This window comes from Undibacterium parvum, from assembly GCF_003955735.1.
Classification (GTDB): domain Bacteria; phylum Pseudomonadota; class Gammaproteobacteria; order Burkholderiales; family Burkholderiaceae_D; genus Undibacterium; species Undibacterium parvum.
This window is the reverse complement of sequence record NZ_CP034464.1, coordinates 1,133,665-1,146,970: the sequence shown is the minus strand read 5'-3', so window position 1 is coordinate 1,146,970 and position 13,306 is coordinate 1,133,665. Positions and strand designations below refer to the sequence as shown.

The window sequence follows — 13,306 nt, the reverse complement described above, 5'->3', positions numbered from 1 at the left end:
GTCATCACGCATATCCCATGCGCCTTTCCAAGCAAACAGGCCTGCAGCCCGCATGGGATATGTGCGCTGGCAGGGGATTTCATATGGCACTAAGAGCGGATGTCTATTGCGCCTGAGAAGAGCTAGGCGATATCGTCTGAGATCTGAAGATCTTGCGCAAACATGATCCTATGACCGTCTGGTGTCGTTAGCATGAATTCGCGCATTCCCCAAGGCTTGCTCTCAGGAGTTGCTAGGAGCTTTAAGCCGCGCGCTTGAAGCTCTCTGTGAAGTTCATCAATCTCTTGAACCTCGATGTAGGCGATGTATGAGTGATCATTGATCTCGCTCGCGGGAATAGCATCGGGACAGTGACCCAGCATTAATTTGACACCATCCCTAGACAAGAAGCACCAATCTTCTGATTCGAAGTCGATTGCGAAGTCCAGAATTTTAGAATAATAGCTGATCGAGTTAGGTAAGTTTTTTACTGCCAACACGCTGCGCACGCTGCTTAATTTTGACATGGGGGTTCCTTTTTAATTTGCCGTTCCGGCGGTTCGCTACCGATCAAGCTGTATATCCGCACGGCCCAACACTTCCAGATTGAATCCCTCGTTCTCTGTAGGTGCTTGAAAATAACTGCTAATCGTGTGAAACACTGCCTCTGTGTCAAAGGCAGCGCGCGCTGGTTGCTGTGCTCGCCTTTGTGCAATTTGACTTAAGCATTGGCTGTCGCTCAGGTCTAGGTAAATCAGTTTATGCGTTAGTGACTGCTCTGAAAATATTTCTCTAAACCAGGCTCTTTGCTTGACTGTATTCGCCGGGAAATCCATCACCACCGAGACCCCGGACTGCAGCAGAGTCTGTACATGTTTTTTTAAGAGCGGCTTGAGACGCAATGAGTAAGTCAGATAGTCGTCTATGCTCTTGATCTCTTCCGGATAAAGTGCTGCCAACCACGCATCTTCAGAGATCAGTATAGCCGCCATTTCATTGGCAATTTGCTGCGATTTTGTGGACTTTCCTGCCCCCATTTTTCCACAGAAAAAAACCAGCGTTCCCTTATTTGTCATCGGCTACACCTTACTTTGATTGCTCGAAAATTCTCATTTTTTAGCTTAAACGAGTGGGAAAAAAAAAGTCCAACTATTTCTATACTCTGGCCACGGTTTAAATCGCGAGCTTTGCATAGGGCGTATTGCACCAATAAGATTTCAAATATGCTAGCTGCCACAGCGCATATTCCATGCGCCTTTCCGAGCACATAGGCCTGCAGCCCGCATGGGATATGCGCGCTGGGGCAACGTGTCTGCGCTTGTAATGTAGCGTCAGTGAATGCCGCAGAATGCGCAGTACGCTCCCAAGCGGTGTAACGCGCCGCTTGTATCGCGCTGTATTGAATGTCATGAAATTTTCCCAAATACCAAATACCTAGGAAAATCGAAATCATTACACCGCCAATCACGACCATTTCCACCATCGCTTGCCCATGTTGTCGAGATCGATATTTCATCGTTGAGTTTTTCATTTTTTCATACTACTTAAACTCGAAAAATTTAGAATCAATTGCTTTTCCAAGTTTAAATACTTGCACATCAGTCACCCTCACGGAATCTACCTCAGGACCCATAACCGGAGGAAGGTGTATAAATAAATCAATAGGATGATCTGTTGCATAAAACAGGGAACTATCATTTGGACCATCATAAATACACGCCTCAAAGTCTTTCTGCACCATACTACTCACTGTGGAATCGAGACATCGCATTGATATTCCCGATTTAATTTTGCGCAGTGAAAATACTTCGATTGCAGCTTTTTTGAGCGCAGTAAAGTCATAATAGGGAACATCAGGTCCAAATTGTTTATGCTCTACGCCGTCAACTGCTAAGTTAATGGTTTGAGTTCTATTGCCCCTCACAATGGTAATATCTGTGAGTAATTTAAATTCTGAAGCGCATCTCTCTTCATACGAAGCAAGATCAAGGACATAGGTTTCCTTCTTTTGATAGAAATTCACACCATCGCTCATGTATGTTTGGCGCCCGTCAAAATAATCATTTGGCAGTGCAGGAAACGGCATCACCGGTAACGAGAAGGCCTTAGCACTTGCCGCGCAAACGTCGTATCCAGCCTTGGTAAATGCGAGAGAACGGTCCAGCGAAACCGCGCGAGTAACAGTGACTATTTCATAGCTCTTTTCCGACGGCATTGAAGATGCATCGGCACCATTCGATTTATTACCGGCAGCCATAGGGTTATCGCAAGCCGCAAGCAAGTTGATCGCTAGAAAGATCAAAATGGTACTCGAAGATTTTCTTGTTTTTACGTTTGTTTTCATCGTTTTTTATAGTAGAACCTGCCAACATTCCACATTGAACTATCAGTCAGCAATTCAATACCTTGATCGCTGCTGGCTTGCGCAAAATCAGGAACAACTTGCTGCATAGCATTCACCTCATGGAAGACGAAATATCGAGGGACGCTCATATCGACATCACTAAAAATATCTTACCATCAATTAAATTGTTTTTTTAATATTTACAAATACTTGCAGTTGTTACACAAGTTACAAAAGAAATAATTTTATTAATTTGCGCTAGTCTTTTTATTGGTAAAATTTCATGTTTCTCAGACAAGCCAACATTAACTATAAGCGCACAAACCAATGACCACTTTTCAGCAAAAAATCCACTATGTTCTTGCGAGCATCGGTCTTTGCATTACGGTAAATCTAACTTTCGCCGCCACTCCAGCAAAACCTGCCTCAGCACCAGCAGCATTTAATATCGAATCTGTGCCGATGAGCAGCATTGCACTGCCGCCCTTTCCCTATTTATCCTACCCTGCAGGTATGACAGAAGTGGATGACAAAACGCCGGCACTTTTTTCTAACCCGAACAGCACAGGCTATTCCTCTTCAGATGAGAAATTTGACCAAGCTTACGTAATCGCTGGCGCCAATCTAAGACAAGTGGAAGGACGCATTACCTTCCGTACCGTACTCAATGAAAAGGCTGGCCTATCGGCCCTTGGCCTTTTGCGCAACTACACGAAGGTGATTAAAGCGATGGGCGGCGTTAAGGTCAACACGATCTTGCCAACTGAAAAATGGCTGGAAGAAAAGAATTTAATAGATAACGAGAACACGTTAAAGCGAGCACATCTTCCTAGACGCGGGTGGGAAGAACATGATGTTTACTTGATACGCACTACGCAAGGCAATGTCTGGATCACGCTCTCACAAAACGGCGGGTTCACCGAGTTTCTAGTCATCAAAGAACAAGAGATGGAACAGACCGTCGCAATGCTCACGGCGGACAATATGGCCAATGCCTTGAAACAGGATGGGCATGTGCCTTTGTATTTGTCTTTCGATACTAATCGCGATGTCATCCGCCAAGAAAGTCTCGCCGCCGTAGATGAAATAGTTAAACTTTTGCGCGCACAACCTACGCTACGTTTGCAGATTGAAGGGCACACAGACAATATTGGAGACAAGAACCACAATCAAAATTTGTCGTTAGCGCGAGCACAGTCTGTGATGCGCGCTTTGACTGGCCAGAAAATAGACTCATCACGCCTGAGCGCGGTTGGCTTAGGCGCAAGCAAACCCATAAGTGACAATTCCTCTGAAGAAGGCCGCGCTAAAAACCGTCGCGTTGAATTGGTTAGGAGTTAGGCATAGATCGAGAATCCTTGGTTATCAGTGACAAGCAAATCCATCGCATTGGATAGGTTTGCTTATGTCGCTTCCGCAAGCAAACAGAATTTTTCCTCATGTAGTGAATATCTTTAAACTTGTGTTTTTGCTTTACTGTTCACCCCACTAGAAGCGGTGAGTAAGTAATATTTTCCGAATAAGATGCCGTCATTGACGTTTACAGGGATCAGATCGCTTGTCAACGTCGGCGGGTATCTGCAATTGGTTTCATTTTCCTTGACGCCCGCTGCTTAGACGGAAAACACGTCCAGCTTCAGCAATTCGCTAAAACATACGCTGGCCAACGGGAGTCAGCGTAATTTGAAATTTCAAATACCCCCTGCCACAGCGCATATTCCATGCGCCTTTCCAGCCACATAGGCCTGCAGCCCGCATGTAATATGCGCGCTGGGGCATGCCACTTTTCGGATTTGTGAAAGCCCAGCTTAGCTGCGTGGGGTTTTAGGTTGGGTCGACTACGCCGCGCGCTATCATGCGTAAGGCGGTCAGGCTGGGGACGAAGAAGTAATCGCCGCCGCGGGTCTCTACCAGACGTGGGATCTTGGAGAGAAAGTACGGAGCTTGATCGCCTTCCGGGTCTACCTGTAACACCGCCTTGCTGGGGAAACGCTCGTCAGCGCTGTGGTTGCCGAGTATCACGTCCTTGTCGTTGCCGGCCTTAAAGTCATTACCGTAATTCACCCATTGTTGCTGCACGAATTCAAACTGGCGAGCGATGTCGGCGTTGAGCATCATGATGATGATGCCGTGATTGCCGTCGTTGCGGCTGCGGTCTTTGGCCTCGCCATACGGCAGGCCGCGCCGTATGATGCGCCGTCGGTTGGCCAGCGCGCCGGGGGTATCGAAGGCACCGGTGTTGAGGCACATAGAGCCGGGCGTGGCGCCTTGCGTCATCTCTAGCGAGGCGCGCGGATTGATGCGGCGTATGTGGGCACTGAACGGGCATTTGGCACCGCTCATGTCGGCGTCGTAGGTGAAGTTGCTCAGTAGTGCGTCTTTTTCTGCATCATTGGCGATAGAAAAATCGGCGTCAAATTTAGCCTTGCTGGCAGCGTCTGGTGCGCGAGTAAGTGGCGCGCCATTGTCGCGCCAGCGGCCGACAAATTTAGCGGCTAATAGCTCTTTACCGCCCGGATATGTTTTTGCGTGCTCATCGAGATAGGCGTCGAAGCTGGCGACATTTTCGTGCAGCTTGCGGTACACCATATAGCTGCCGTTGCGCGCCAATAAAATCGGCTCCGGTGCGGGTGGATATTCTTTGGCTTCGTCGATGTGGCCGAGTAAAAACTCTCCGATGGCGAGCGGCTCCCAACTACCATCGGGCATTTGTTTGCCGCGCCCGTTTTTATTCATGGCGTCGCCTGGCATGCCGACAAATACCGGGTCACCGATGCCGTCGGTATAGCCGAAGTGTTCTTTGGAGGTGGGCTGGCCATTCTCCATGAGGACTTGAACATCCTGGTAGTCTAGCAGAGCGCCATCTTCGCCGACATGGCCGCCGAGTATCACGGCGGCATCGGAAAATTCTTTTACCAGAGCCGTGAGCCAGGCATAGCCTTGTTCCAGCAGAGTCTGGTTGCGGGCATTCAATGAGATAAAGATGTGTACGTCTTTTTCGCGTAGCTCGCGATTGCCTTGCCAGATCGGGTCCCAATGCTCGGGCGCGCTGGCACCGTCGTCGCCTAAGATATCTTTGCGCTGCTTCATGCCGGCCGCAAACTCAGGCGAGAAGCCGATCAGTGACGAGCGCGGCAGTTCCAGTTCCTTTAAACCCTGATAGCTAAACGCCACATTCACGGTCCAATCGGGTTGTTTGATTTGACCAGCGGCCTTACCCCATTCTACCGAGGTGGTAACGCGCCTGGTGATGGCGGCTAGCAGTTCGCGCGCCTGGCTGGCATGGCGTATATTTAGAAAAACATAGCGCGCCACCGGATAACCGAAACGGCCGTAGGCGCGTATCACATTGCCTTGAATATCGAGTAAGTCTAATTGGGCGTCCATCCGCATTGCCTCCTATTACAGTTTATATTGGCCAGCGCTCCAGCTCGGTGCGCTCAGATTTTTTGGCGCGACGCGTTGCATGAAGGCTTGTAATTTGATCTTTAAACTAGCTGCATCCAGACCCTGATTTTCAACCGCAAATTTGCTGAACTCTTGTTTCAGATACAGAGCTTTTAATTGCTCGTCTAATGAATCGTCATTCGATCCTACAAAAAATAGAGCCGGTGGCAGGCTGCAGCGTTTGATATAGGCGATAAATGTCTCTGCCGAATTGACGCCTTCAAACCCATAGCAATAGCCCCAGACCTCTTTGATGCGCGCGCTGATGTTGTTCCACATGGCGCGCAGATAGGGATCCGGATCGCCATCTGGCCCGCAATAAAAATTGCATGAAAACACCAGATAACGCGATTGCAGATGATCTTCATACGGCAAGGCAGAGCGGCGTATCGGGTCTGGTACCAGCGGCAAAAAATCGCTGATGGTATCGAGCGCGCCGCCGCCCGGCAGCGACTGGTTGACCACATCGTCGAGCACAAAATAACGGCACAAATAGGTGTTGGGTACCAGCGCCATCGGGCTATTGTCTTCATCGTTCCAGGCTTGTAGTCTATCCCTGACCAGATCGGCATAGGCGATTTGCTCAGGGGTGTAGGCATTTTTTATCGGCGATAAAACCGTCAAGGCATAGGCCTTGCCACTGACATTACTGGCCATGTGCTGCTCCTGATTGTGTCGTTGAATTACTCGCGGCGCTGTTGGGCAGCCCCAGTTCTTTCTGCGCATTTTTGCTGTGGCGGTTTTCACGTCTTTGCACCTGGGCTGCCGCCATACTCACGATAGGGGTAGGGTACATGTCGCCCAGATCATGCTGCAAGCCACGCAACAAGGCGCGGTAGCGCTGCATGAAGGCTTCGTCGCTGTTGTCGAGCGCATGCTCTTGAAACGCGATCAATGCTTGCTTGACTGCTTTGGCACTCTTGACGTCGTTAGAGGCTGCCAGCGGGTAGGCGTTGTAGTAATGGATGGTCTCTAACTGGTTGTAGCGTATGTAGCGATGGAAAGGCGTCAATGCCACCGATTTTGGGTAGCGTATATTCCATTTCCAAAACATATCAAGGCCGCCCGGAATCGAAAAAGTGAAGGAATCCACGTATTGATCCCAACTGCCATTGAAGTTACTAAAGAACAGCATGTAGGAATATTTTAAGTTTTCTTTAGGCTGCGCCGCATCCAGATGCGGGAACTGGTGCTTGCCTATGATGACCCAACGCGCGTAATGGATGATAGAGAGCGTGATCAAACCCTTGAGGGTAGACGGGGTTTTTAGCGCAAACCAGAAAATGAATTTATTTAGCCAGGTGGTGTAAGAACGTATCGGTGTGATCACGTTCATTGCATAGGCTTTGCCAGCAATATTCGACATAAATAATCCTTCTATTTTAGGACTTATGCAAAATTGTTCCAGCTAGGCGAGTACAACGACGCTGGGGCGGTTTTGCCTAAGGCCTATATTTATGAAACAAGAACGAGAGATTAGGAGCAAAAACATAAGACTCGATTTAGTGGTGAATTCACCAACAGAAGCATAGTGATCTGAGAATAATGTGTTGTCAATTTATTCTTTTGTATAGACTGGGGGATGATTTTTTTAACCCATGCCGCCAGCGCGCATATTCCATGCGGCATACAGCCGTGCATGCCCGCAAACCCGCATGGAATATGCGCCTGCAGGCATGCCGTAAAAAAAAGCCCGCCTCAATGTATGGGCGGGCGGTGGTGGGGCGGTGCTGGTGTATTGGTGAGGCGACTGGGACGCTGCTCTTGAAAGTCTAGTAAGCCAGTTGCATGCGCCAGTCTAAATTGCCAGGTTTTAGGGGTAAATGGACGCGAAATTGTTCGTACAAACCTAGGCTGCTGGTCCACACATACAGTCGGTCTTTATAGCTGCCGTCTGGCCATGCGCTCAGATAGTAATCGGCGGCTCTGGCCCAGCTCTTGAAAGCCACCAGATCGCCTTCTTTCAGACAGCCCTGAGGATTACTCACGTTAATCAAGCGCAATTCCGGATCGGCTTGCAGGCTGCCCGGGCTGCTGTAGTAAGAGTACTGATTCGCAGTGAGTGCGCCCGACCAGGTCAGGAAAGTGTTGGCCAGATCGGATCTTTCTATACGCAGATACTCGCCCGAGCGCAAACAGCCATTGTCGCGCATGGAGAAATTATTCGATAAATTGAAACGTGTGCGGGGCGCGCCGAACTGGGCGGCATCGGTCTTGAGCCAGCCTTGCGCGTCTGCCGCACTTTGCAACCAGCGGCCGTTACCGACATTTTGCAAGCCGACTTGGCGATAACTGCCGGCCTGATCGACATACGAGTGAGTCGGGGTGCTGGTATCGGCGCGGGCGAAAGCCTGCACCGGATAGTGATCGGAATAATCGGTGTAGGTATAGCTGCGTTTGCTGGTGGCATCTTGTACCTTCCATTGCGGTGAAGGCGGATCGATCGCCAGGTTATGCCATACCGTAGGCTGGCGGTGGCTGCGATCGATCAGAATGTAATCGAGATATTCTTGCGGGTCGCCAGTGCGTGCACCATAGCGTTCCAGCGCAACGCCGTTGCTGACCGTATCAAAGCTGTGCGGTACGCCGACATAGCGCGGCTCTTGCACATTCAGGGTGCTCAGCATGGCGCGGTACTCGGTGGTATTCCAGCGGTTGATGTTGAAGTCGCCTGTGATTACCACCATCTCGCTATTGGGTATGCCTTTGCGGTCTATCCAGCTGCGAATTTCTGCCAGTTGCGCCTGGCGTATCGCTGCATGGCCACCATTGCCGCTGCACCCCCAAGACGATTCCGATTGTAGGTGGGTGCTGATGACATGATAGAACTCGCCTTTGCGGTCTATCTTGGCATAGGCAAAACCCTTGAGTGAAGGAAAATCATCACCGCAACCGGCAGCATTGTAGAGATATTGAATTTTTTCCGCGATCGGCCATTTACTGACGATCGCTACGCCGCCGTCTTCGGGCACTGCGTCACGCCAAGTTCCCTCGGTCTTATCCCAGCCAGTTTTGGCGCGACCGATGACCGGGGTTTGATAGGGAAAACGGGACTTCATGCTGGCCAGTAATTCTAGCGAAGCGCGATTATCAAATAGTTCCTGGAATGCCACTACTTCTTGTTGCTCTAGCGAGGGTGCTTGCGCGATCAGTTGGGCGCGCTGCAGTTGGCCAAAATTAGGAAAGGCGCTCAAAGGCAGCAACATGGTATTCCAGCTGCTCAATTTCAGATCTTCCGGATAGGCGGCATAGGCCTGCGCCGCCGTCATCGCTAGTACGAGAGTACAAAGTATTTTTTTCATGGGTGAGTCCGGTGAACGCTAAGTGAAAAAGAGAAGTGTTTACCCGGCGCGCAGAAAATGTATCAGTATGAGCCGGTAAGGCTAAGGATTTTAATGTCAGAAAATGACCGCCTGGTTACATGGAATTGTTATCCCGAAAATGTCGTAAAAAAGGGGGCGCTAGCGCAGCGATGGCATGCGCGGTCTTGGGTAAAGTGCATACCATGCCATGCCATGCTGAATGGATAGACTACTGAGTTTATCGCGCTCAGTGATTGATTTTGCGATACAGCGTTTGACGGCTGATCCCAAGGCTGCGTGCCGCCTGACTGATATTGCCTCGGCTAGAATTTAAGGCTAGTTCGATCGCCTTGCGCGAAAGTTGCTCTAGATTTTGAGTGATAGGGAGCGTCGCGCCGGTCTGATTTATCGCCTGATTTATAGCCGTATTCACAGTAGCATTCATAGCGGGATTTACAGCAGGATTGATGGCCTGATTCGCTGCCGCGGACAGCATTAGATCCTCGACGATATCATCTGACAGGTGCGCCAGTTCGATACCGGTTTCATCTGGATTGAGCATCGCAATGGCAGTGCGTAAGACGCTGGAATATTGGCGTAGATTGCCCGGCCAAGGATGTGCAGCTAATTGCGCGAGCAGCCCTGGCTTCAGATGCAGTTCTTGCTGGGGACTGAGGCTACGCAAAATTTGCGTCGTCAAAGCCTGAAAATCGCTGCGCTCGCGCAAGGCCGGCAACTGCACGGTTAAGCCATTGATGCGGTAGTACAGATCGTAACGAAACTTGCCCTGTTCTGCCTGCTCGCGCAATTTGCAGTGGGTGGCGCAGATCAGCGCAAAATCTACTGCGACTGTTTTTCCGCCGCCCAAGGGCGTGACGCTGCGCTCTTGCAGCACGCGTAATAATCTGCTTTGCATGGGGAGCGGCATATCACCGATTTCATCGAGAAACAGCGTGCCACCGTTGGCTTCCCGCAAGCGGCCCAAACTGCCTTCGCGTCGCGCCCCGGTGAAGGCACCGGGCTGATAGCCAAATAATTCGGCCTCTATCAGATTTTCCGGAATCGCCGCGCAGTTAATCGCGACAAAAGGCCCGTTACAGCGCGGCCCGCTGTCATGCGCAGCCTTGGCAAAGAACTCTTTGCCGACGCCAGATTCGCCCTGAATAATCAAAGGTATCGGCTTATCCAGAATGCGGCGGGTTTTCTCGGCGGCACTGCGCCAACGCAGATCACCGCTATCGAGTAAAGACAAGGCGTCTTCAGCTGCATAAGGGGTAGCAACTGCCTCAGTTGATCTGCGTGAAACGGCTGGCAGTACGCTGTGATCCAGATGTACCTGCATGGCTAACCGGGTGCCGTCATGACTATGCACCGTAATTGTTTGCGGTGCGCGTGCGTTCTGCTGAGAAAGCAGATGTTCCAGGCGTACATTAAGCACGCTGGTAATTTGTACTGCGCCCAGGTCGTGTGCGCCAAGATGCAGCAAGCCCAGCGCGGCACGATTGGCACCGATTATCCAGCCGTCTTCCGAGAGCACCACGATCGCCTCGGCAATCGTGCCTATCCCCTCTGGATGTACGTGGAAATGCAGGCGAATCTGGCGCTTGCTGCCAGCCACGATCAGGCGGTTTTCTATCATGCGCACCGCCATGCTGACTAAATTTAAGGTATGCGGATGGCCGCTGTGTCTATCGCCGGAAATATCGAGTATTCCCATCAAACTACCATCGGCAGCCATGATAGGGGCGGCGGCGCAGGTGAGAAAGCCGTTATGTTCGAGAAAGTGTTCGGCGCCGTGAATCTCGACTTCACTGGTCTCCGCCAAGGCGGTGCCGATGGCATTGGTGCCACGATGATCCTCGTGCCAGGAAGCGCCGCTGGCTAAGGCAACACGCTCTGCCTTGTTTAAGAATCCTGCGTCACCCAGCGTATGCATGAGGGTGCCGCGATTGTCGGCAAGTACCACCACGCTTTGGCTATCGCGCACAGACTCAAACAGGTATTCCATTACTGGGCGCGAGTAAGACAAGAGTTCATGGTTGCGTTCCAGCACTTGGCGTAGTTCATCCCCACTGGCGTGCTCGGTTTGGCGCAAGCCGCCAACTGGCTGCAAACCTGCTGCCAGACTGCGCTGCCATGAACGCAGCAGGCGCTCGTTGATGATGCCGGAAGGGCAGTGGCCATACTCTTGCAAATGCAGTCGTGCCTGGCGCAGCGTCAGCGCAGGTAGTGGTGTAGGCATGTTGTCTCCGTTATGGATACTGAGAGCTTAGGCTCCCGAATTTTATTCAAATATAGTATAGGAAAACACCCGCCCCAACACGGCTTGCGTGACAGTATTGATCACCTCAACTGTTGCGTTTTGTGACAGTTGTGAATTTATGCAACGTCACATTTTTCTATATGGCAGGTGCTTGCAAGCGGTCTGAAAAATAAAATCTGAATGAAATCAAAGACTTTCAGCGAATTAATGTCTTGGCACGGAAATTGATAGTAGCTCTAGGCCACAAGGCAACATTTTTAGGACCTACGCAAAATCGCCCCAGTGTCGTTGTACTCGCCTTGCCGTACTAAAGTACTGTCTTCGGCGATACGCCTATCTGGAGCAATTTTGCGTAAGTCCTAATTCTAATAAAATTGACCTATTCAGGAGACACGATGATCTACGCAGCCCCAGGTACCGCCGGTGCCAAAATCACTTACAAAGCCCAGTATGACAACTTCATCGGTGGTCAATGGGTGGCCCCGGTCAAGGGCGATTACTTTAACGTCATCACCCCCATCAATGGCAAACCTTATACCAAAGTCGCCCGCTCCGGCGCCGAAGACATAGAGCTGGCGCTGGACGCCGCGCACGCCGCTGCCGACGCATGGGGTAAGACCAATGCCGCCGAGCGCGCCAACGTTTTGCTAAAAATTGCCGATAGAATTGAAGCCAACCTGGAATTGCTGGCCTATGCCGAAACCGTGGACAACGGCAAGGCTATCCGCGAAACGCTGAACGCCGACATCCCGCTGACTATCGATCATTTCCGTTACTTTGCCGGCTGTGTGCGTGCGCAGGAAGGTGGCTTGAGCGAGATCGATGAAACGACCGTGGCTTACCATATTCAGGAACCTCTGGGTGTCGTCGGCCAGATCATTCCTTGGAACTTTCCTATCTTAATGGCGGCCTGGAAACTGGCACCGGCGATCGGCGCTGGCAATTGCGTGGTACTAAAGCCGGCGGAATCTACGCCTATCAGTATCCTGATTCTGGCTGAACTGATCGCTGATCTGCTGCCACCCGGCGTGCTCAATATCGTCAATGGTTATGGCCGCGAAGCCGGCATGCCTTTGGCTACCAGCAAGCGCATCGCCAAGATCGCTTTTACCGGCTCCACCAGTACTGGCCGTGTGATTGCGCAGGCTGCAGCGAATAACCTGATTCCTGCCACGCTGGAGTTGGGTGGCAAGTCGCCTAACGTATTCTTTGCCGACATTATGGATAAGGACGATGCCTTCCTCGACAAAGCCATCGAAGGTATGGTTCTGTTCGCTTTTAACCAGGGCGAAGTCTGCACTTGTCCATCGCGGGCGCTGATTCAGGAATCCATCTACGACAAGTTCATGGAGCGTGTCTTGAAGCGTGTCGCCGACATCAAACACATGAACCCGCTGGACACCGACAGCATGATGGGCGCACAGGCCTCTAAAGAACAGCTGACCAAGATCCTGTCCTACCTGGATCTGGGCAAACAGGAAGGCGCTGAAGTCTTGATTGGCGGCGCGCAGGCACATCTGGGCGGCGATCTGGAAGGGGGCTACTATGTGCAGCCTACCCTGTTCAAGGGCCACAACAAGATGCGTATCTTCCAGGAAGAAATTTTTGGTCCGGTCTTGGCGGTCACTACCTTCAAGGATGAAGCCGAAGCGCTAGCGATTGCCAATGACACTTTATATGGTCTGGGTGCCGGTGTGTGGAGCCGCAATGGCAATGTGGCCTACCGCATGGGCCGCGCCATCAAGGCTGGCCGCGTCTGGACCAACTGCTATCACGCTTATCCGGCACATGCTGCGTTTGGCGGCTACAAGGAATCAGGCCTGGGTCGTGAAAATCACAAGATGATGCTCGATCACTACCAGCAAACCAAAAACCTGTTGGTTAGTTATAGCGAAAACAAACTGGGTTTCTTCTGATCGCTGAATCGGATTGCTGAGTTTTGACTTTTGAGTTTGTGGAATGGCTGGGCGT

At 51.0% G+C, this 13,306-nt stretch carries 11 protein-coding genes; 2 read left to right on the top strand and 9 right to left on the bottom strand.

Features of this window, described 5'->3' with window-relative positions; all coding sequences use genetic code 11:
• Window positions 1–122: 122 nt before the first annotated feature.
• The 4 genes from EJN92_RS04825 to EJN92_RS04810 are packed head-to-tail and all read right to left on the bottom strand — an operon-like array spanning window position 123 to window position 2,323.
• On the bottom strand, window positions 123–506 hold the full coding sequence (locus EJN92_RS04825) for a VOC family protein (protein WP_126126773.1): 384 nt from the start codon (window positions 504–506) through the stop codon (window positions 123–125).
• Between the two features lie 36 nt (window positions 507–542).
• The gene (locus EJN92_RS04820; RefSeq protein WP_126126772.1) at window positions 543–1,055 is read right to left on the bottom strand and encodes a P-loop nucleotide/nucleoside kinase family protein; all 513 of its coding nucleotides are present in this window, start codon (window positions 1,053–1,055) and stop codon (window positions 543–545) included.
• Window positions 1,052–1,510: a TadE family protein gene (locus tag EJN92_RS04815; RefSeq protein ID WP_126126771.1), complete on the bottom strand. Its 459-nt coding sequence runs from the start codon at window positions 1,508–1,510 to the stop codon at window positions 1,052–1,054. The genes EJN92_RS04820 and EJN92_RS04815 overlap by 4 nt, the downstream gene beginning before the upstream one ends.
• 9 nt (window positions 1,511–1,519) lie before the next feature.
• Window positions 1,520–2,323: a hypothetical protein gene (locus tag EJN92_RS04810; RefSeq protein WP_126126770.1), complete on the bottom strand. Its 804-nt coding sequence runs from the start codon at window positions 2,321–2,323 to the stop codon at window positions 1,520–1,522.
• A 327-nt stretch (window positions 2,324–2,650) separates the two neighbouring features.
• On the opposite strand from EJN92_RS04810, the gene EJN92_RS04805 reads away from it, so the two are divergent.
• The gene (locus EJN92_RS04805; protein WP_126126769.1) at window positions 2,651–3,664 is read left to right on the top strand and encodes an OmpA family protein; all 1,014 of its coding nucleotides are present in this window, start codon (window positions 2,651–2,653) and stop codon (window positions 3,662–3,664) included.
• Between the two features lie 483 nt (window positions 3,665–4,147).
• On the opposite strand, the gene EJN92_RS04800 is transcribed toward EJN92_RS04805, so the two are convergent.
• The 5 genes from EJN92_RS04800 to EJN92_RS04780 form a co-directional block, all read right to left on the bottom strand.
• The gene (locus EJN92_RS04800) at window positions 4,148–5,710 is read right to left on the bottom strand and encodes a Dyp-type peroxidase (RefSeq protein WP_126126768.1); all 1,563 of its coding nucleotides are present in this window, start codon (window positions 5,708–5,710) and stop codon (window positions 4,148–4,150) included.
• 15 nt (window positions 5,711–5,725) lie between these two features.
• Complete coding sequence (locus tag EJN92_RS04795) at window positions 5,726–6,427, bottom strand: hypothetical protein (RefSeq protein ID WP_126126767.1); 702 nt, start codon at window positions 6,425–6,427, stop codon at window positions 5,726–5,728.
• Window positions 6,417–7,136 carry a hypothetical protein gene (locus EJN92_RS04790; protein WP_194074964.1) on the bottom strand — a complete coding sequence of 240 codons (720 nt, stop codon included), beginning with the start codon at window positions 7,134–7,136 and terminating at the stop codon, window positions 6,417–6,419. The genes EJN92_RS04795 and EJN92_RS04790 overlap by 11 nt, the downstream gene beginning before the upstream one ends.
• 406 nt (window positions 7,137–7,542) lie before the next feature.
• A complete protein-coding gene (gene sph / locus EJN92_RS04785; protein ID WP_126126766.1) occupies window positions 7,543–9,072 on the bottom strand; it encodes a sphingomyelin phosphodiesterase in 1,530 nt (509 codons plus the stop codon).
• A 247-nt stretch (window positions 9,073–9,319) separates the two neighbouring features.
• Entirely contained in the window at window positions 9,320–11,314 is a 1,995-nt protein-coding gene (locus EJN92_RS04780; protein ID WP_126126765.1) for a sigma-54-dependent Fis family transcriptional regulator, read from the bottom strand.
• Window positions 11,315–11,730: 416 nt separating this feature from the next.
• Between EJN92_RS04780 and exaC the strand changes: the two genes are divergently transcribed.
• Complete coding sequence (exaC, locus tag EJN92_RS04775; RefSeq protein WP_126126764.1) at window positions 11,731–13,251, top strand: acetaldehyde dehydrogenase ExaC; 1,521 nt, start codon at window positions 11,731–11,733, stop codon at window positions 13,249–13,251.
• Window positions 13,252–13,306 lie beyond the last annotated feature (55 nt).